This is a genomic window from Clostridium sp. YIM B02500 (assembly GCF_022324665.1).
GTDB classification, from domain to species: domain Bacteria; phylum Bacillota; class Clostridia; order Clostridiales; family Clostridiaceae; genus Clostridium; species Clostridium beijerinckii.
Genome location: NZ_JAKGTE010000037.1, coordinates 26,687 through 47,908, shown reverse-complemented (window position 1 = coordinate 47,908; position 21,222 = coordinate 26,687). Strand labels below are relative to the sequence as shown.

Here is a 21,222-nt window from a genome sequence, read left to right as displayed (position 1 = left end):
TGCGAGTAGCACAGCCAGCAACAAAGCCTTACAGGCGCAGAGCAAACCACCCGTTTTACGGGTGGTCCTGATTGTAGGATAAATTAAATGATATAGGGGGCGTAAAAAATGAATAATAACATGGAAAATAACGAAATAATACAAAATGAGGACTTAAAGAAAGAAGATAATAAATATGCTAAATGCTTAGGAAAATGTACAATAGATGATTGTATGAAATGTCATGAAACAGAACAAGGTTGTCATGAATATTGGGCAATATGGTGTAGGGACAATAACCAGAACCAAATTGCAGAAAAAAACTAATATTCTAAACTTAAAAAGTTCCTATACCTTAGGATTTGTAAGGATAGGAACTTTTTTTGAATTTAATGTTTTAGGTCTGTGTAAACAGGACTAATTTCTATTAAGCATAAATTCATAATGATTTTCTTATTTAAAGCTACATTTTGAATATAATTTATCGGCGTCTTTTGTCTAAAGGACTTTTGTTGATTTTTTCATCAATATGATTGATTTAATAAATTGTGAACTTCATCCAATTCAATTTTATAAGTACTATTAGTGAATATGTAATCATCTATAATTATCTCCATAGCCATAGCCACTTTCTTTAGAATATGTCACATTAATTTGAGTTTTTATATCCTTTGTTTAACTTATGACAATTAAATGGAGTTAATAAAATTAACTAAAATAAAGTATAGTTATTATAGTTGTGAGGATTTAATTACATAATCTTTAAAGCTTTGAATTACAGGTGTTAATGCTCTATCTTTAATTACCGCTAAATAAAATATCCTTTCCCAGTTTGGGCTTTTAATCTGAATAACTTTCAAATTCATAGAATTTAGCATAGGCATATTAGGACAAACTGCAATACCAAAATTCTTAGAAACCAATCCTGCTATTACTTGATCTTCTTCAACTTCATAAGCAACTTTTGGCTGCTGTCCGATTTGATTGAATAAATCGTCTATTATAGGTCGAAGTCCGCTTTTTCTTGTGAAAATAATTTGAGGATATGGAATAGTTTCGATTAAATCTATAGTATCTTTATTTGCAAGTGGATGATCAGTAGGAACTATTAAAACCAATTCTTGTTTGGCAATTGGAATAAACTCAATAGTATGCTCTTCTTTAATCTTAGAGCAAAATGCAATATCATATTTTCTATCTTTAAGCCCCTGAATAATATCGGAAGTTACTCCAGTATGAAAGTGAAATTTAATTTCTTTTTTAGGATGAGATTCTAAAAAAAATGAAGTAACATCTGGAACAAAATCACTTCCTAATGTCCTAAGAAAAGCTAAATCAATTATACCTTCTCCATTACTGATTGATTTTAAAGTGGCTACATTTGAGTCAAGAATTTCTAAAGATTCTTGCACAGCAGCAAAAAACATTTTTCCACACTTTGTTAATACAACATTCCTACCTTCCTTTTCGAAAAGTGAAACTCCAAGTTCTTTTTCTAATGAAGAAATAGCACTACTTAAGCTTGGTTGAGTAATCATTAATTTTTCGGCAGCTTTTGTATAGTGTTCTAAATGCGCCAGAGTTATGAAATAACGTAAATGATATAAATTCAATTTAGCACCTCGCTTTCATAATGTATGTATTATGGTGAAATTATAGCATGACCTATATATAAAATCTATAGATTGTTAGGATATTATCAATTTGTTTTCTAAATAGGCCTATAATATAATATAAATATAGATTCCAATAATATTGATTAATAAATGGGACTCAGCTTTCAATCTACCGGTAGAATGATTAATGTTTTATAGAAACAGTTTTTAAACAAAATCCAGAAATCGATATCAATGTTATTTAGATATCAATGTTTTTAAATTGAAAGGAGTAAATACCATGAATAATGAAGTTATGAAAAATACTTATGAGGAAGGACAATGTCCACCACTTACAGTTAGCTCATGGACATTAGGAGATCAATGTAAATTTGAGGAAAGAGTTAAAGCAGCTAAAGAAGCAGGATATGAAGGAATAGGTCTTCGTGCTGAAACATATGTAGATGCATTAAATGAAGGTTTATTCGATTCTGATATTCTTGATATTCTTAAAAAATATGACATGAAGGTTACAGAAGTCGAATACATTACACTTTGGGCTGAAAATAACCGTTCTTATGAACAAAAATACAAAGAACAAATATGCTTCCATATGTGTGAATTATTTAATGTTCAACATATAAATATTGGTTTAATGGAAACTTATAGTGTAGAACATACTGCACAAAAGTTAAAAGAATTATGTCAAAGAGCAGGCAAATATGTAATTGGTGTAGAACCTATGCCATATAGTGGTATCCCAGATGTTAAAAAGGGTTGGGCAGTAGTTGAAGCTTCAGGTTGTGACAATGCTAAACTTATCTTAGATACATGGCATTGGGCAAGAGCAAACCAAGAAAATGATATTAAATTATTAGAAGGTATTCCAGCTGATAAGATCGTATCTATTCAAATCAACGATGTTTATGAAAGACCTTATGCAAAATCTATATTAAGAGATGAATCAATGCATGACAGACTTGCACCTGGTACAGGAATAAATGTAACAGAAGGTTTTGTTCGTATGATTAAAGAAAAAGGTATAAAACCAGCATGTATAGGTGTTGAAGTAATAAGTGATGCTATTTTAGCAAAAGGTGTTGCCGAAGCAGCTAAACACACATATAACAATACTATAAAAGTATTGGATAAGGCTTGGCCTGAAGTATATCTCCAAAAATAGAAATATACAATATTAATTGCATATTTTAAAGTAAACAAAAGATAAATAATTGTGAATTAAATTAACAATGAAAGGATGATTTGTTTTTATGAAATTTAAGTCAATGTTTACCCCAATTAAAATTGGGCCAATGACAGTTCCAAATCGTTTTGTAGTTCCACCAATGGGTAACAATTTTGCAAATACAGATGGAACATTGAGTGATAAATCTTTAGCTTATTACCGTGAACGTGCTATTGGAGGATTTGGATTAATTACGTTTGAAGCTACTGTTGTAGATAAGAAAGCTAAGGGTGGACCACGTAAACCATGTTTATTTGAAGATAAGACTGTAGAAAGCTTTAAGAAAGTTATAGATGCTTGTCATGAGGCTGGTGCAAAAATATCTATTCAGCTTCAACATGCAGGACCAGAAGGAAATGCAAAGATTGCAGGCTATCCATTAAAAGCTGCTTCAGCAATACCATCATCTCTAGGAAGAAATACGCCTGTTGCTATTTCTAGAGAAGAAATCTATGAACTTATAGAATTCTACGGTGATGCAGCAGTACGTGCAAAGGAAGCAGGAGCTGATGCAGTAGAAGTTCATTGTGCGCATGGATATTTAGTTAATAGTTTCCTTTCACCAAGAACTAATAAGCGTGTGGATGAATTTGGTGGTTGCTTTGAAAACAGAATGCGTTTACCACGTTTAATAATTGAAAACATACGTAAAAAAGTTGGACAATCTATGGCAATTCTTTGTCGTATAAATAGTTCTGACGAAGTTGACGGTGGATTAGATGTTCATGATAGTTCAACAATTGCTGCTTATTTAGAAGAGTGTGGTGTTGACGGTCTTCATGTTTCACGTGCTGTACATATACGTGATGAATATATGTGGGCACCTACAGTTTTACACGGAGGATTTAATGCAGAGCTAGTTACAGAAATTAAGCGTGCAGTAAATATTCCAGTTATTATTGTTGGACGTTTTACTGAACCACATTATGCAGAATTATTAGTTCGTGAAGGACGTGCTGATTTAGTAGCATTTGGACGTCAAAGTTTAGCTGATCCTCACACACCTAATAAGGCGAAAGAAGGTAAATTAGATCAATTAAATCCATGTATTGCCTGCTTACAAGGCTGCGTTGGAAATATGTATCAAGGAAATCCAGTTAAATGTCTTGTAAATCCATTCCTCGGTTATGAAGGAGAAATGAAGCCAGCTGAAACTAAAAAGAAAGTAATTGTTGTAGGTGGTGGAGTTGGCGGTATGCTTGCAGGATGGGCAGCAGCTGAAAGAGGTCACGATGTAACATTATTTGAGGCAACAGATACCCTTGGTGGACAAATGCGTTTAGCAGCTTATCCTCCAGGAAAAGGAGATCTTACAAATATGGTACGTAGTTATGTTGCTAAATGCGAACAATATGGAGTAAAAGTTCGTATGAATACAGAAGTAACTACAGAGATTTTAGAAGCAGAAAAACCTGATGCAGTAATTATTGCAACTGGTGCAAAACCATTAGTTCTTCCAATCCCAGGAATTAATGAATCAGGATTAATACATGCAGTAGATCTTCTTGATGGAAAAGAATCTTGTGGTGAAAAAGTACTTGTAGTAGGTGGCGGAATGGTTGGATGTGAAACAGCTGATTTCTTAGGAGAACAAGGACATGATGTTACAGTTATTGAACTTCGTGATAAAGTAGGAGCAGATGTAATTTCTGAACACCGTAAATTCTTAATGAAAGACTTTGAAGAATATAAGATTAAAAGTGTTACTAATGCAAAAGTTGCAAAATTCTTTGAAGGTGGCGTTGCTTATACATTAGAAGATGGATCAGAACATACTCTTGAAGGCTTTGATTCAGTAGTACTTGCTATGGGAGCACGTAATTATGATCCATTAAGTGAAAAAGTTAAGGAAATTGTAAAAGAAACTTATGTTGTTGGAGATGCAGTAAGAGCTCGTAGAGCCCTAGATGCTACGGCTGAAGCAATGGAAGTAGCAATGAAATTATAATTAATATCTTAAAAACGAGATATTAAAATTGTGAGGGATATTTATGGAAAAGAGAATTTCAGGAACAACAGCATTATATTGTTTGATTGGTACACCAATAGGTCATTCAGGATCTCCGGCTATGTACAATTATAGTTTTCAAAAGTTAGGAATAGACTCAGCATATGTAGCTTTTGATATTTCAATAGAAAAAGTGAAGGATACTATTGCAGCTTTTAGAACATTAAATATAAAAGGCGCAAACGTAACAATGCCATGCAAAAATGAAGTTGCTAAATATATGGATGAATTATCTCCAGCAGCGCGTCTAGTTGGAGCAGTTAATACTATCGTAAATGATGGCGGAAAATTAACTGGAAATATTACAGATGGTGTTGGATTCGTGCGTAACTTGAAAGAGCATGGAGTAGATATAAAAAATAAGAAAATTACTATTTTAGGTGCTGGTGGTGCTGCAACAGCGATCCAAGTTCAATGTGCTTTAGATGGAGCTAAAGAAATTAATACCTTCAATATAAAAGATGATTTTTACAAAAAAGCTGAGAAAACTATTGAAAATGTTAGAAAAGAAGTCTCAGAATGTGTTTTAAATTTATATGATCTAGAAGATGTGCAAAAACTTAATGATAAAATTGCAGATAGTGATATTCTAGTAAATGCAACACATGTAGGAATGCATCCTAACGAAAATGAATCTCCAATAAAAGACAGAAGTGTTTTTAGAAAAGATTTAGTTGTAGCAGATGTAGTATATAACCCAAGAAAAACAAAGCTTTTAGAAGATGCAGAAGCTGCTGGCTGCAAAATAGTGACTGGTATAGGTATGCTTTTGTGGCAAGGTGCAGAGGCATTTAAATTATATACAGGACTCGAAATGCCTGCAAAAGAAGTCAATGAGTTGTATTTTAAATAATCTTAGATATATAGTAAGAAAGTGAATACCCCATTATAATGAATTTTATTATGTTATAGGTTGGATTTTGAATCCAGCCTCATTATTAGGAAGTGTATTCAAATAATTTTATTTAGTCAAAAAAGTTAAAAAATTAACAAAAATGATAAAGTGAACTAATTTAATTAATAATATTATATCAAAGGAAAAATGAAAGGGGAAAAACAATGAATAATAAAAAATATTATCCGACGGCTTTAGCACTATACTTTACATATTTCATACATGGTATTGGAGTATCAATACTTGGACAATACAAACAGAATTTTGCGGGTGCATGGGGTGCAGACAAATTATCTAATGGTACTTTTGATGTAAGTATGGTGCTTGCAGTAATTGCTGCATTAGGACTTGGACGTTTAATAACACTTCCATTTTCGGGTCCAATTTCAGACAGATTCGGAAGGAAAATTTCTGGATTAATCGGTGTCGTTTTATATGTAGCTTACTTTATAGGAATTGCAATATCTCCAAATATGTATGTTGCTTATGCATTTGCATTATTAGGTGGTGCAGCTAATTCTTTCTTAGATACATGTGTTACTCCATCATGCCTAGAGATTTTTGTGAATTCTGGTGATGTTGCCAATATGTTTACAAAGTTCTCGATATCAATAGGACAATTTTTACTTCCTTTTATAATTGGTTTTATTGCAGCAAGCAATATGTCTTATACAACTATTTTCTTTGTGACAGGTATAGCATTAGCTATAGATGGTATTTTAATTGCAATTGCACAGTTTCCACCTAAAAATGGAAATGTAAATACAACAAAAGATACACCAATAAAATCAGAAAAAATGAAGTTTACAGCAACAAGCATAGCAGTTATTTGTATTGGTTTTACATGTACATCTACATTTCAACTATGGTTAAATTGTAATCAAGAATTAGGAAAGTTATATGGTTTAGCTAATCCAAGTCAAATTCAAACTTATTATGCATTAGGGTCAATGGTTGCTGTATTAGTAACAGCTGCACTTGTAAAAAGTTTTCTTAAACCAGTTAGAATACTTGTTATTTATCCAGCGATTTCAGCAATTATGTTATTGATTATATACTTTGTACAAACGCCAGAAATTTGTCTGATTGGTGGATTTATAATAGGATATTCAGCAGCAGGTGGTGTACTTCAGTTAGCTGTATCAACAGCAAACTCTATGTTTCCAACAAACAAAGGAAAGATTACATCTATTGTTATGATTGCATCGAGTGTAGCTAACTATGTTATTTTAAATGCAGCTAGTTATATCTCAAAGTCAGGTGGTCTAGAAGGACCAAAATATGTGCTCATATTTAATGTGGTAATTACTGCTGTTGGTATTCTACTTGCATTATTTGTAAATAAACAATACGCTAAAGCAGAAATAAAGTAAGTATTGGGAGTTTATAATTAATTCAATAAAATTTTTGCACAATACCATCATTCTCATATTAATTATTTTCAGTATAATTTATCAAATAATGAAGTGAGTATGATGGTTTTTTATAAATAATTTTCAAATTTATTGGACTTTGTATTGCTGAATGGATTGTAGTTACCTTTATATATACTTAGCATTTCGAGTTTAGGTGTTTTTATTTTATATAGATTTGGTCAAAAGGAGGGTAGCAAAGAAGAACAAGATTATATAGTATAAGAAAATAATTATATAACAAAACTAGAATATAATTAATAAAATTGGAGGGAAAATAATGGATCAAGAGAATATTGGTAAAATCAAAGAAGAACCGACAAAGAGACGATGGTTCGTACTTTTTTTGGTATGTATAATAACTTTTATAAATTACCTAGATAGAGCTAATATTTCAGTAGCAGCTCCATTTATATCAAGTGATATGGGTTTTAATGCTGCTAAAATGGGATTAATATTTTCTGCTATGAGTTGGTCATATACGTGTATGCAAATTCCATGTGGTTGGTTTCTTGAACGCTTAGGACCAAGAGTAGTATATGGGATTGCACTTTTTGGATGGTCTGCATTTACAGGAGCTATGTCCCTTACTTATAACTTTGCCAGCATGATTGCTTGTCGTCTTGGACTTGGCATATTTGAGGCACCAGCTTTTCCAGCAAATAGCCGTATTGTTACTGCATGGTTTCCATCTAGAGAACGTGGATTAGCAATTGGTGCTTATACTGGAGCTGAATATATAGGGCTCGCATTATGTACTCCTGTTTTAACATGGCTTTTGGTAAATTTTGGATGGAAATCTATATTTGTTGCTACTAGTTTAATAGGAATTATATTCACATTTTTTTGGTTGTTTTGTTATAATGACCCAGCCAAGTCAAAGGGGGTTAACCAAGAAGAGATTGACCTTATTAAAGAAGGCGGTGGTCTTTCAGATACTATCGCAGAAAAAAATAAAGTTAATTGGAAACAGGTAAAGTATCTTTTTACAAGCCGTCAGTTATGGGGAATGTATATAGGTGGATTTTGTAATACTGCGATATTATTCTTTTTTATGACATGGTTTCCATCTTACCTTGTTGCTGAAAAACATATGACTATGTTAAAGATGGGGATTTATGGAGCTTTACCATATATGGCAGCAATTGCTGGGGTTTTGTTTGCTGGAAGATGGTCAGATTGGATGATTTCTAAAGAATATGGAATAGGAATATCACGTAAACTTCCAGTTATTATCGGTTTACTATTATCTGCTGTTATTATGGCTGCTAATTATACTAATGATATTACAACTGTTATCATATTTATGTGCATAGCTTTCTTTGGTCAAGGTATGGCATCAACTATTTCTTGGGCCCTGTTATCTGAGATAATGCCTAAACAATTAGTAGGATTATGCGGTTCAGTTTTTAATTTTGTATCTAATATGGGAGGGGCTCTATCTCCTGCTATAGTTGGCTACTTAATTGCTGCAACAGGATCTTATGCATCTGCATTGGTTTTTGTTTCTGCAATGGGTGGATTAGGCGCTTTTTCGTACATATTTATTATCGGAAAACCTAAACGTATTGTGATTCCAGATTAATTAAGGTTATGTTTAACAATCTAGATTTTTAGTAATTTATTCATAGAATATTTCTATTGATAATAAGAGAAGAATTAATTGGAATATTATTAGAAATAGACATATCATATAATTGTAGGAAAATTAACAAATAAAAATTTTAATAAATATATATTATTTAAAATTAAGGAGAGATGAGAAATGGAAAGACGTATTACAGGATATACTACATTAATAGGGTTAATTGCAACACCAATAAAGCATACTAAATCACCAACGATGCATAATGAAGCTTTTTCATATTTAGGACTTGATTATGCATACCTTGCTTTTGAAGTGGGTAACGATGAGCTAGAAGATGCAGTAAAAGGATTAAAGGCATTAAAAGCCCGTGGATCTAATGTATCAATGCCTAATAAGACTGTTATTCACAAATATTTAGATAAGATTTCTCCAGCAGCAGAGCTTGCAGGTGCAGTTAACACGGTTGTAAATGATGATGGTGTTTTAACTGGACATATAACAGATGGAGTTGGATTTATGACTTCATTAAAAGATAGTGGTATTGATGTGATTGGTAAGAAAATGACTATAGCGGGAGCTGGTGGTGCTGCTACAGCAATTCAAGTTCAAGCTGCTTTAGATGGTGTGGCTGAAATATCTATCTTTAATATTAAGGATAAATTCTGGGCAAGAGCAGAAGAAACAGTTAAAAAGTTAACTGAAAAAACAAACTGTAAAGTTAAATTATTTGACTTAGCTGATACTGATGCTTTAAGAAGTGAAATTGAATCAAGTTATCTTTTTGTAAATGCTACAGGTGTTGGTATGAAGCCATTAGAAGGTCAAATGGTAATTCCAGATGAAACTTACTTACGTCCTGAATTATTCGTAGCAGATACAGTTTATATGCCACATGTAACTAAATTATTAGAAACAGCTGATAAAGTAGGTTGTAAATGGATTAATGGTGATGGTATGATGTTATATCAAGGAGCAGAAGCATTTAAACTTTTCACAGGAAAAGAAATGCCTATTGAACATATGAAAGAATTTTTAAACATTAAATAATATCATAAGTAGATAAAAAATGAATAGTGCTCATATAAGCTGCGATAATTATGCTATATTAAAGTAGAAGCAAGTTATAATTATAATATATGAATAAAATATTTATTGTAGCTTATATAGCATATGAGTTTTAAAATTTATTCTTTAATTATTTTATGAAAATATTATATAAAAGTATTTTGACACACAATATAAAATTGGACTGCAAAAAGATAGGAAGTGTATAATTTGTCTAAAAAAGAATTGATAAGACGTTATATTTTGTTTATAGTAGGATTATTTATTATGGCAATAGGAATTTCGCTTATGGTAAAAGCCCAACTTGGAACATCTCCAATATCATCAATGCCTTACGTAATAAGCTTAAAATTTACATCTATATCGTTAGGCATGTTTACTATTATATGGAATATGATTTTAATAATATCTCAAATATTTATTTTAGGCAAAAAGTTTCAAGCTTTTCAACTTTTACAGATTCCATTATCATTTATATTTGGAAGTTTTGTTGATTTTACAAGATATATGCTAAGTGGTATTTCAATACATAGGTATATATCTTGTATTCTATTATTGTTTTTAGGATGTTTTGTATTAGCATTAGGGGTAAGCTTTACAGTTTTAGCTGATGTTATTATGAATTCTGGTGAAGCATTTGTGCAAGCAATTTCAATTAAAACTGGAAAAGATTTTAGTTTTATAAAAGTTGCATTTGATATTTCACTTGTTATTCTATCAATTATTGCATCTTTGGTATTCTTTCATAAAATTGTAGGAATGCGGGAGGGTACAATTATTGCAGCTATAATTTCGGGATTTATTATCAGATTTTATAATAAAAACCTATCTTTCATTATTGACGAATTTATTGCTGATAAAAATTATGAAACAGTGAACTAATTAAATCTAAAAATTACAAAACTCGTATGTATATAGTTAGAAACAAGGAGGATAATTATGAAAAAAACAGTAAAAGTTAGAGATATTAGAATTGGAGAAGGAATTCCTAAAATTTGTGTTCCAATAGTTGGAAGAACAAAGGAAGAACTTCTAGAAGAAGTTAATTCTTTAAAAAATATTAGCTTAGATGTTGTTGAGTGGCGGGTTGACTTTTATGAAAATGTAGAAGAGATAGAAAAAGTTAAAGAAGTACTTGTAGCTATAAGAAAACTTCTTCTAAATACACCTATATTATTTACATTCCGTAGTAAAAAAGAAGGTGGAGAAAAAGAAGTATCTGTAGAATATTATGCGCAATTAAATAAAGAAATTGTAGCTACATCATTAGTTGATTTAGTTGATGTGGAGCTTTTCACTGGTGATGAAATAGTTAAGGATATAGTTGCTTCTGCACAAGCTTCTGGGGTTAAAGTTGTAATGTCAAATCATGATTTCTTTAAAACTCCGACACAAGGAGAAATTGTATCACGTTTAAGAAAAATGCAAGAATTAAAAGCTGATTTACCCAAAATAGCTGTGATGCCTAAAAATCAAAGTGATGTATTAGTTTTACTTTCGGCTACAAACGAAATGGTTCAAAATTATGCTGAAGGTCCAATAATTACAATGTCTATGGCTGGTACTGGAGTTATAAGTCGTTTAGCGGGAGAAATATTTGGTTCATCATTAACATTTGGAGCAGCCAAGAAAGCCTCAGCACCTGGTCAAATAGCAGTAGCTGATTTACGTACAGTACTTAATATTTTACATAATAGTGTCAAATAATTAATACGCTTGATTTTGTAAAAATAATTTATTTATATATTAAAAGCATATATTTTAAATCTAGTTGATTAGATCTTATGATACTAATGCTTTAAGTAAATTATAAAAAATGTAATAGATAATACTTAGTAAAAAATATAATGTTAACAGCACACTTATTGAAAGATAAGGTCGCAAAGCTATGAGTCTAAGGGAAATCTTATTTTCTATGATTGTCAGGTTGCCAGAATGTATTTGTAATAAATTTTGTATTTTATTTTGGTGTCCATAATTATATGGGCACTTTTTGTTTCTAAAGAAAGTCGAATAAAAAATATTATCGTTTAATTAACGCTAAAAAATTATATTCATAAAATAGTTTATTCAAATAATGTATTTCTGTAGTTAGTTTCACTACAGCATTCTACTGAATTTACTGATTGTCTGTACTAAAATTTTTAAATATATATAAATGAAAAAACAGAAGAATATTAAAATTAAATTTTAGTAAAATAACGAATTATAGGAGCTGTGAGAGGGTAAATAGTGTTAGGGGTGGAATTATGAAAAGTATAAAATCAAAATTAATAGTTTTTTTAGGCTTATTATTAGTAAGTATATGCATGGGATTAGGGATAATTTCATTTATGAATTCGTCAAATGCATTAAAATCAAATTTGGGAAAGACATTACCCAAAATTGCAGAACAAACTGCAAGTAGCGTTTCAGGAAGACTTGAAGGACAACTAAAATCCTTAGAAGCTGTTGCAGCTACATCAGAAATAAGTAATCCTAATATTGCAACAGAAAGCAAAATTCCCATTCTTTCAAATGAAGCAAAAAGAATGGGAAGTATTAGATTAGAATTTGTAGAAACAAATGGGGATATAAAAAAACCAGATGGAACAATTACGAATGTTAAGGATAGAGAGTATTTAAAGAAAGCATTAGAAGGTAAAGATAATGTATCAGATCCAATAGTAACTAAAGATGCTAATAAACAAGTTGTAGTTGTATATGCGGTTCCAGTTAAATATAATGATAAAATTGTAGGCGTGTTAATAGAAACAAGAGATGGTAATTATTTAAGTGAATTAACTAACCAACTTAAAATAGGCCAAACTGGTTATGCATTTATGATTAGAAAAGATGGAGCAAATATTGCTAGTACAGATAAGGAAAAGGTTATTAGTATGTATAATCCAATTGAAGAATCTAAAAAAGATTCTAGATTACAAGCAATAGCAGATATTGAAGTTAGAATGGGTGAAGGTGAAACAGGGCTCGGTAAATATACTTTTAATGGAGTAGATAAATACGTAGGGTATGCACCGGTTACTGGAACTGAATGGTCTGTAGGTGTTATAGTAACGGAAGGTGAAGTATTATCAGAATTATCTAGTTTAAAAGTTTCAGTAGCAATATCTTCTATAATATTTATATTAATTGGAAGTGGGATTATATTTATAATTGCAAGTAATATATCTAATGGTGTAAAATCAACTTCAAAACATTTGAAGTTATTGGCAGAAGGAAACTTGAGTGAAGAGGTTTCAATTAAATATATGAATCAAAAAGATGAAATTGGAGAAATGACTAATTTAATGAAATTAATGCAAGAATCTTTGGGAAAAATGATAAAGCAGGTAAAAGAAAACTCTTCAAATATTAATGCACAATCAGATAATTTATCATCTATATCGGAAGAAATAGCAAACGTATCACAAAATGTTACAGAAGCAATATCTGAAATAGCAAAAGGTACAAGTAATCAATCAGAAGAGTTAATACATATAACAGAAATCCTTAATGAATTTAGTAATAAATTATCTAAGATGGTTAAAGAGATACAAGCAGTAGATTCAAATTCTAGAGAGATAAGCATAATGGCAAATACAAGCAGTAGTGAAATGAATGGATTAAACCAATCAGTAACAAATGTAAGTAAATCATTTAAAGTATTTTATGGTAAAATAAATGCCCTTGGAAAGAATGTTAATAAGATAAATGAAATTACTAATTTAATAAATGATGTTGCAGACCAAACGAATTTATTAGCCTTGAATGCGGCTATAGAAGCAGCAAGGGCAGGAGAAGCAGGAAAAGGTTTTGCAGTGGTTGCAGATGAAATTAGGCAGCTTGCTGAACAATCAAAAGAGTCATCAGAAAGCATCAGTAAATTAATAAGCGGAATATTTAAAGAAACTGACGTTATAGTTGAAGATTCTGTTAACATGGATCAAGAGCTAATAAATCAGGTTAATGTAATAGAAAATTCAATAATATCCTTTAAAAAAATTATAGAAGCTGTTGATGAAGTGATTCCCAAAATTGAAATTGTTAAAAATTCAGCAGAGAACATAGAAACTGATAAAAATTCTATTATTACCAAAGTAGAAGGTTTATCTTCTATTTCGGTTGAAGTTTCAGCATCCTCAGAGGAAATTTCAGCATCTTCAGAGGAAATGAATGCTTCAACTGAAGAAGTGGCTTCAGCAGCACAAATACTGAATAGTATGATGAATGAAATGATTGAAGAAGTTGATAAATTTAAAGTTTAATTTTTTTGGCGGTCAATTATCTAGATTTCCTGCAAAGGTAAAAGCTATATTTGCATATAATTACCAAAGGTAAAATTATTCATTAAGGCTGGGCACTATCCTTTATTTATTTTTGAGAAACTATAACTTGGAAAATGCTATGGTTTTGTCTGTACAAAACTTAGGTAATTAAGATAAACTAATATATGCAATTAATGGAAGAATAAAAACTACTACGAGCAAGAGTATTAATTTATAAAATTGATACTCTTTTCTTTTAAATATTAGTATTTAAAAGAAAATACGAGGATTAAGTAGAATTTATGGAATAGCTATAGTATAAGATTGAAGTATTCAATACAGTGAATTTAGTAATAGATATATTATCTATCTTTTTCCTTTTAATAAAAACAGATAAATTGGATTCGATTTATAAAGTAAGAATGAAAAATAATATTTTTATATATTAAATGACATAACATATTATTGATAAGTGATATATAGTGTTATATAATTGAATATAAGAGAGTAATTTATATTAATAAAATAAATACCAAAATGATTATTAATATAGTTAGGAGGAGATTAAAATATCGTTTTTTATAGGAATAGACATAGGTGGTACAAATTTAAGAGCAGCAGTTATATCCAAAGAAGGAGATATAGTACAAATATTTAAAGTTGAAAACGAAGTGCAAAAGGGGGCGGCTTATAACTTAAATAAATTAGTTAATCAAATAAAGGGACAATGGAGCAGTTATGAAATAGAAAAAGTGGGAGTAGGTGCACCAGGACCACTAGACTTAAAAGTAGGTAAATTATTAAACCCTGTTAATTTAAAAGGATGGGAAAACTTTAATATAAAAGAATATCTAAGTGAGAAATTGGGATTACCTGTTCAAGTTAATAATGACGCTAATGTAGCAGGGCTTGCAGAAAGCTTAGTTGGAAGTGCTAAAGAATGCGAATCGGTATTTTATATAACGGTTTCTACTGGAGTAGGCGGTGCATTAATTATTGATAAGAAGATTATAAATGGAGCACATAGTCAAACAGCAGAAATCTACAACATGATAATAAATGAGGACAAGTATAGTCATGCAGGTACAAATAAAGGCGGGCTTGAAGGACAATGTAGTGGTGTAAATATAGCTAGAATAGCATCAGAAGCATATGGAAAAACATTAAGCACAAAAGAAGTGTTTGATCTATATAAAAGCAATGATGAAAAGGCTGTCCAGGTAATAGAAAAATGGATTAACAATATTTCAATTGGTATAGCTAATGTGATAGCTGTAGTAGATCCAGAAACTGTAGTTATTGGTGGAGCAGTATTAATATATAATACTTACTTGCTACCTAAAATTATTGAGTGCACTAAGACTAAGGTTTCAGATCCATCTATTGTTGATATAAGAATAGCGCAAATTGGTGATAATGCAGGTCTTATTGGTGCAGCAATGTTATAGAAGAAAATACTATTTCATTTTATAAATATTTAACGTATGGAGAAAATAACATAATTTAAATAAAGAAATATAGGAGGCATAAGATGAGTATACAATTCAAGTTCCCAGAAAATTTTTGGTGGGGATCAGCAACATCAGGTCCACAAAGTGAAGGTCGATTTAATAAAAAGCATGATAGTGTATTTGATCACTGGTTTGATATAGAACCAGAAGCATTTTTTAATGGAGTAGGTCCTAATGTAGCATCAAACTTTTATAACAGTTATAAAGAAGATTTAAAATTGATTAAAGAAATAGGTTTAAATAGTATTAGAACATCAATTCAATGGACACGATTGATAAAAGATTTTGAAACTGGAGAAGTAGATGAAGATGGTGTAAGATTCTACAATGCTGTAATAGATGAATGTATTACAAATAATATCCTTCCAGTTATGAATCTACACCACTTTGATTTACCAGTTGAATTATATGATAAATATGGCGGATGGGAATCAAAACATGTAGTAGATTTATTTGCATTGTTTGCAAAGAAGTGCTTTGAGTTATTTGGAGATAGAGTTAAACATTGGGCAACATTTAATGAACCTATGGTTGTAGTTGAAGGTGAATATTTATATAAATTCCATTATCCAAAGATAGTTGATGGGAAAAAAGCAGTGCAAGTTTTATATAATTTAAATTTGGCATCAGCAAAGGCTATAAAAGAGTTTAAAGAATCAAATTGTGGTAAGAATGGTGGGAAGATTGGTATTATTCTTAATTTAACGCCTTCATACCCAAGATCACAAAATGAAGAAGATGTAAAAGCAGCTAAATTTGCAGAAGATTTCTTTAACAATTCATTTTTGGATCCAGCTATAAAAGGTGAGTTTACAACGGATTTAGTTGAAGTTTTAACCAAAGATAATGTAATATGGGAATCAACAGAAGAAGAATTAGAAATAATAAAAAACAACACAATTGACTTCTTAGGAGTTAATTATTATCAACCAAGAAGAGCAAAAGCTAAGGAAGAAAAATTCGACGATTCAAAAGGTTGGATGCCTAATAAGTATTTTGACGATTATGAAATGCCAGGAAGAAGAATGAATCCATATAGAGGATGGGAGATATACCCACAATGCATGTATGATATAGCAATTAATATAAGAGATAATTATAACAACATTCCATGGTACATATCTGAAAATGGTATGGGAGTTGAAGGGGAAGAAAAATATATAAATGCAGATGGAGTTATAGAAGATGATTATAGAATAGAGTTCTATGAGGAGCATTTATCATATCTTCATAAAGGGATAAGTGAAGGATCTAATTGTTTTGGTTATCACACATGGACTCCGATTGATTGTTGGTCATGGGCTAATGCATATAAAAATAGATATGGGTTTATTGCTGTAGATTTAGCTACTCAAAAAAAGACAATTAAAAAATCAGGAAGATGGATTAAAGAAGTTGCAAAAAATAACGGATTTTAGATAGAAAATTATATTTGACAATCAAATGGCTGTCTCAAAACAATAATCTTGAGATGGCTATTTGAATTATACTAGAACTAGATTTTAAATATAGAGGTGATTTTTCAATGAGAAAATTTATGGCTTTTGATATAGGTGGAAGCTCAGTAAAATGGTCTGTAATTAATGAAAATGGAGAATTTATTGAAAATGGGAAATTTAATGTTCCAAGTGATAAAGAAGAATTTTTTTCTAAGTTATCAAGAACAACCAATGAAATGAAGGGAAAATTTGATGTTAAAGGAATTGCAATAAGTGCTCCAGGAGCAGTTGATAGTGAAAGTGGAGTAATAGGAGGAACAAGTGCTATTCCATATATACATGGGCCTAACTTTAAAGAGATTTTAAATGAAAAGACAAATTTAAACGTTGAACTTGAAAACGATGCTAATTGCGCAGCCCTTGGGGAATGTTGGCTTGGAGCTGGGAAGGACAATAAAGATTTAGCATTTGTTGTATGTGGATCAGGTATAGGTGGAGCAATAGTTAAGGATAAGAAGATTCACGGTGGCGTTCATAAGCATGGAGGAGAATTTGGTTACTGTTCAATAATCTGTGAATTAGAGGGAGAACTTAAATTTGCTAGTTGGAGCAAGGTTGGATCTACCACAGCATTAGTAAGAAAAGTTGAGAAATTAAAGGGATTGGATGAAGGAAGTCTTGATGGGGTTAAAGTTTTTGACTTATGTAATAATGGAGATGATATAGCAATTAATGAAGTTAATAAATATTACTTTATTATGGCAGCAGGAATATATAACATTCAATATACTTATGATCCAGAAGTTATTATTTTAGGTGGAGCAATAAGTGAAAGACCAGAATATGTTGAGGAAATAAATAAGAGAATCGACATACTTATGAGCAGTGATTTGGAGGGAAAAATAAAACCAGTTTTAAAAAAATGCGTATTTGGAAATGATGCTAATAAACTAGGTGCATTATGTAATTATCTTCAAAGAGAAAAAATTCTATAAATTACAGTATTAAATTATTTATAATGACTGAGCTATTTCAAAAGGAAAGTGATTCTTAGATGCACCATTTAAAAATTGGCAATTTATCACTTTATTATTAATTTTGAAATAACTCAGTCTTCTCTTTGTTATGATAATAGATTATCCTAAATGTTCAGTAGATTGGTTATATATTTGCGTATATAATTTTATTCCATGAGTTTTTAAAAGTAGAAATACAGCTAAAAACTTTAATATTTATTCTGAGTATACTTCTTTACCTAAAACTAATACCTTTTTTATATTTATATCATCGTCAAACAATATCAAGTCTGCATCATAGCCTTCCTTGATCTGCCCTTTATGATCATCAACTTTACAATGTTTAGCACCATTATAAGATGCCATTTTTATTACTTCATAAAGTGGTAAATTAGAGTTTTTGTATACATTTTTTACTGCTTTATCAAGAGTGAGAACAGAACCAGCTAAAGCGCCATTTTTTAAGCGTGCCTCACCATCATTAACGATGACATCTTGCCCTCCTAAGGAGTAGTTACCATTAGGCATGCAGCAAGCCATCATAGAATCAGAGATTAATAAAACATTATCAGTACCTTTTTGTTTGTAAGCAATTCTTAAAGCTGGGTATGAAATATGAATTCCATCTGAAATAGTTTCAGTTGTTATATCGCTGTCAAATATAGCGCCTACCACTCCTGGATTTCTGTGGGTTAAAGGAGTCATAGCATTAAAAAGATGAGTTGCATGGCAAGCACCACATTCAATAGCTTCCATAGCCTCTTCATACGTAGCACTGCTATGACCTAATGAACAGACTATTCCAATTGAGGATAAATACTTAATAAGTTCTTTAGCACCTTCAATTTCTGGTGCTAATGTTATAGATATAATAATATCCTCATAATCCTTAACTATATCATTGTAAGCTGAAACAGATGGCATCAAAATATAGTTGGGATTTTGAGCACCAATTGCTTTTGGACTTACAAACGGACCTTCTAAATGCACTCCAAGAATGTGAGCACCGTCTGAACCTTTTTCTTTTACGCTTTTAATTGCATCTAAAGATTTTCTTATATCGTCCACAGCAACAGTCATAGTTGTAGGAGTGAAGGAAGTTGTTCCGTGTTTAATTATAGTTTTAGAAATGGTATTGATTGATTCACTGGTACCGTCCATTGTATCTGAGCCTCCTGCGCCGTGTATATGAACATCAATAAAACCAGGTGAAACATATAGACCATTCGCATCTAAAATGCTGTCTGTATCTATATTAGACGGATTTATCTCTTTAATTTTCCCATCTTCAACTAGAATTGAGCCTTGTTCTATCTTGTCTAGGTAAATTATATTACAATTTCTTATTAACATATTTCTTCTCCTTTTAAGTCAAATTTCATATATTATAGTAAGTGGACATTATCAGTTTATATATTCAGTATATAGCATGTATAAAGAATTTTTCAAGTGTATGTTGACAGAATTAAAAGAATAAATTATAATTCTCTTAGTGGTAATTACCACTTGAAAAATATTAATTATTTAAGGAATTACAGAATTGAAAGTACTTAAAAGAAGCGTTTATAGGAAATTTTAAATTATTTGATTTATATTTTCTTTTGTGTACAAGAATAGTATAATTGTTGGGAAAACTACTAGAACTAAAAGAGGTGCACTTATGAGTACGATAAATAAAAATTCTAATATTCCTTTGTATGTTCAACTAATGAATATTCTCATTGAAAAAATAGAAAGCAGCATGGAAGAAAATGAAAAATTGGACTCCGAAAGAGAAATATGCAAAAAATATGCTGTCAGCAGAACTACAGTAAGAGAAGCATTAGATGAGTTGGAAAAAAATAATTATATTTATAAAGTTCAAGGAAAAGGAAATTTCATTTCACCAAGAGTTGTAGAACAAGATTTAATAAAGGTATCATCTTTTACAGAGGAAATGAAAAAACGTGGAAAAAATCCGACTTCTAAATTATTAAATTTTGAGATAATGGAAGCCAACAGCAAAGTGTCTAAAAAATTAAATATAGAAAAGAACGAGCTTGTGTATAAAATCTCGAGAATAAGGATTGCGGATAACATTCCTATGATATATGAAATGACTTATTTGCCGTATGAAAGATTTAAGCAGCTTACTAGGAATATGATAGAAGAAAATCCATTATATGAGATATTAAAAAATACTTTTAATATTAACATTACATCTGCTGAAGAAGTAATAGAAAGTGTTTTAATAAATAAATTAGAAAGTGTTTATTTAGAAATACCTCAAGGGCAGGCAGGATTAAAGTTTGAAAGAATAGCATATGAGCAAAATGAGATTGTTGAATATACCATAACAATAGCGAGAGGAGATAAATATAGATACAGGGTTTGTTTAAAAAATTAACATCAAAGGAGCGTAATAATAATGAAGTTACTAGTAGTTAAAGATTATGAAGAAATGAGTGAAGTTGCAGCTAAAATATTTAAGGAGGTAATTTCTGAGAAAACAAATGCTGTCCTAGGACTGGCTACAGGAAGTACTCCTGAAGGTTTATATAAAAAGATTATAGAAATGAACAGAAATAAAGAAATAGATTTTTCTAATATAAAAACAGTAAACTTAGATGAGTATGTTGGACTTGGAGGAGAAGATCCTCAAAGCTACAGATATTTTATGAATGAAAAGCTATTTAATCATGTTAATATAAATAAAGCAAATACATTTGTTCCAAATGGCTTAGCAAAAGACCTTGATGAAGAAGCTAAGAATTATGATAAAAAAGTGGATGAATTAGGTGGTATTGATATACAAATCCTTGGAATAGGTGCTAACGGCCATATTGCATTCAATGAACCAGATGATTTTTTAATAGCAGAAACTCATGTAACAGGTTTAACTAAAACTACAATAGAGGCAAATTCTAGATTTTTCAAATCTATAGAGGAAGTACCTACTAAAGCTTTATCTATGGGACTTGGTCAAATAATGAAAGCTAGAAAAATAGTATTGTTAGTAAGAGGTCAAGATAAAGCAGAAGCAATAAAAGGATTATTTAAAGGAAATATTACAACTCATAATCCGGCAACTATGTTACACATGCATAAAGATGTAACAGTAATAATAGATGAAGAAATGGCAAATGCAATTAAGTAATTGTAAAATAGGTGAAATTAAAATTTTAAACTATATTAAAATAACGGTGAGTTTTTTAATATAGTTTTTATTATTTTGAAGGAAA

At 30.6% G+C, this 21,222-nt stretch carries 17 protein-coding genes and 1 riboswitch; of the genes, 15 read left to right on the top strand and 2 right to left on the bottom strand.

Annotated features, from left to right (window positions below):
- The first annotated feature begins 108 nt into the window (after window positions 1-108).
- Window positions 109-306 carry a hypothetical protein gene (locus L1S46_RS22445; RefSeq protein WP_238901022.1) on the top strand — a complete coding sequence of 66 codons (198 nt, stop codon included), beginning with the start codon at window positions 109-111 and terminating at the stop codon, window positions 304-306.
- A gap of 404 nt (window positions 307-710) precedes the next feature.
- Here the strand turns inward: L1S46_RS22445 and L1S46_RS22440 are convergent, their stop codons facing one another.
- Window positions 711-1,592, bottom strand: a complete 882-nt coding sequence (locus L1S46_RS22440) for a LysR family transcriptional regulator (protein WP_238901021.1) — start codon at window positions 1,590-1,592, stop codon at window positions 711-713.
- Between the two features lie 283 nt (window positions 1,593-1,875).
- Between L1S46_RS22440 and L1S46_RS22435 the strand changes: the two genes are divergently transcribed.
- From L1S46_RS22435 to L1S46_RS22380, 12 genes are all read left to right on the top strand, one after another.
- Window positions 1,876-2,757, top strand: a complete 882-nt coding sequence (locus tag L1S46_RS22435; RefSeq protein WP_238901020.1) for a TIM barrel protein — start codon at window positions 1,876-1,878, stop codon at window positions 2,755-2,757.
- An 88-nt stretch (window positions 2,758-2,845) separates the two neighbouring features.
- Complete coding sequence (locus tag L1S46_RS22430; RefSeq protein ID WP_238901019.1) at window positions 2,846-4,768, top strand: FAD-dependent oxidoreductase; 1,923 nt, start codon at window positions 2,846-2,848, stop codon at window positions 4,766-4,768.
- A gap of 43 nt (window positions 4,769-4,811) precedes the next feature.
- Window positions 4,812-5,681: a shikimate dehydrogenase gene (locus L1S46_RS22425; RefSeq protein ID WP_238901018.1), complete on the top strand. Its 870-nt coding sequence runs from the start codon at window positions 4,812-4,814 to the stop codon at window positions 5,679-5,681.
- Between the two features lie 206 nt (window positions 5,682-5,887).
- Window positions 5,888-7,096 carry an MFS transporter gene (locus tag L1S46_RS22420; protein WP_238901017.1) on the top strand — a complete coding sequence of 403 codons (1,209 nt, stop codon included), beginning with the start codon at window positions 5,888-5,890 and terminating at the stop codon, window positions 7,094-7,096.
- Window positions 7,097-7,415: 319 nt separating this feature from the next.
- Window positions 7,416-8,720, top strand: coding sequence for an MFS transporter (locus L1S46_RS22415; RefSeq protein WP_238901016.1), 1,305 nt, complete (start codon window positions 7,416-7,418; stop codon window positions 8,718-8,720).
- Between the two features lie 180 nt (window positions 8,721-8,900).
- Window positions 8,901-9,770: a shikimate dehydrogenase gene (locus L1S46_RS22410; RefSeq protein WP_238901015.1), complete on the top strand. Its 870-nt coding sequence runs from the start codon at window positions 8,901-8,903 to the stop codon at window positions 9,768-9,770.
- Between the two features lie 228 nt (window positions 9,771-9,998).
- On the top strand, window positions 9,999-10,670 hold the full coding sequence (locus L1S46_RS22405; protein ID WP_238901014.1) for a DUF6198 family protein: 672 nt from the start codon (window positions 9,999-10,001) through the stop codon (window positions 10,668-10,670).
- Between the two features lie 57 nt (window positions 10,671-10,727).
- Window positions 10,728-11,495, top strand: coding sequence for a type I 3-dehydroquinate dehydratase (gene aroD, locus L1S46_RS22400; protein WP_238901013.1), 768 nt, complete (start codon window positions 10,728-10,730; stop codon window positions 11,493-11,495).
- A 138-nt stretch (window positions 11,496-11,633) separates the two neighbouring features.
- Window positions 11,634-11,723: riboswitch (cyclic di-GMP riboswitch) on the top strand.
- Between the two features lie 314 nt (window positions 11,724-12,037).
- Window positions 12,038-14,035: a methyl-accepting chemotaxis protein gene (locus L1S46_RS22395; protein ID WP_238901012.1), complete on the top strand. Its 1,998-nt coding sequence runs from the start codon at window positions 12,038-12,040 to the stop codon at window positions 14,033-14,035.
- Window positions 14,036-14,604: 569 nt separating this feature from the next.
- Complete coding sequence (locus L1S46_RS22390; protein WP_238901023.1) at window positions 14,605-15,483, top strand: ROK family protein; 879 nt, start codon at window positions 14,605-14,607, stop codon at window positions 15,481-15,483.
- Between the two features lie 83 nt (window positions 15,484-15,566).
- Window positions 15,567-16,964: a glycoside hydrolase family 1 protein gene (locus tag L1S46_RS22385; protein ID WP_238901011.1), complete on the top strand. Its 1,398-nt coding sequence runs from the start codon at window positions 15,567-15,569 to the stop codon at window positions 16,962-16,964.
- Window positions 16,965-17,071: 107 nt separating this feature from the next.
- Window positions 17,072-17,980 (top strand): ROK family protein, encoded by a 909-nt coding sequence (locus tag L1S46_RS22380; RefSeq protein WP_238901010.1) that lies wholly within the window; start codon window positions 17,072-17,074, stop codon window positions 17,978-17,980.
- A 237-nt stretch (window positions 17,981-18,217) separates the two neighbouring features.
- Here the strand turns inward: L1S46_RS22380 and nagA are convergent, their stop codons facing one another.
- Window positions 18,218-19,354, bottom strand: coding sequence for an N-acetylglucosamine-6-phosphate deacetylase (gene nagA, locus L1S46_RS22375; protein ID WP_238901009.1), 1,137 nt, complete (start codon window positions 19,352-19,354; stop codon window positions 18,218-18,220).
- Window positions 19,355-19,661: 307 nt separating this feature from the next.
- Here nagA and L1S46_RS22370 point away from each other — a divergent pair, with 307 nt between their 5' ends.
- Entirely contained in the window at window positions 19,662-20,387 is a 726-nt protein-coding gene (locus tag L1S46_RS22370) for a GntR family transcriptional regulator (protein WP_012060719.1), read from the top strand.
- Window positions 20,388-20,408: 21 nt separating this feature from the next.
- Window positions 20,409-21,137 (top strand): glucosamine-6-phosphate deaminase, encoded by a 729-nt coding sequence (gene nagB, locus L1S46_RS22365; protein ID WP_012060718.1) that lies wholly within the window; start codon window positions 20,409-20,411, stop codon window positions 21,135-21,137.
- Window positions 21,138-21,222: the final 85 nt, after the last annotated feature.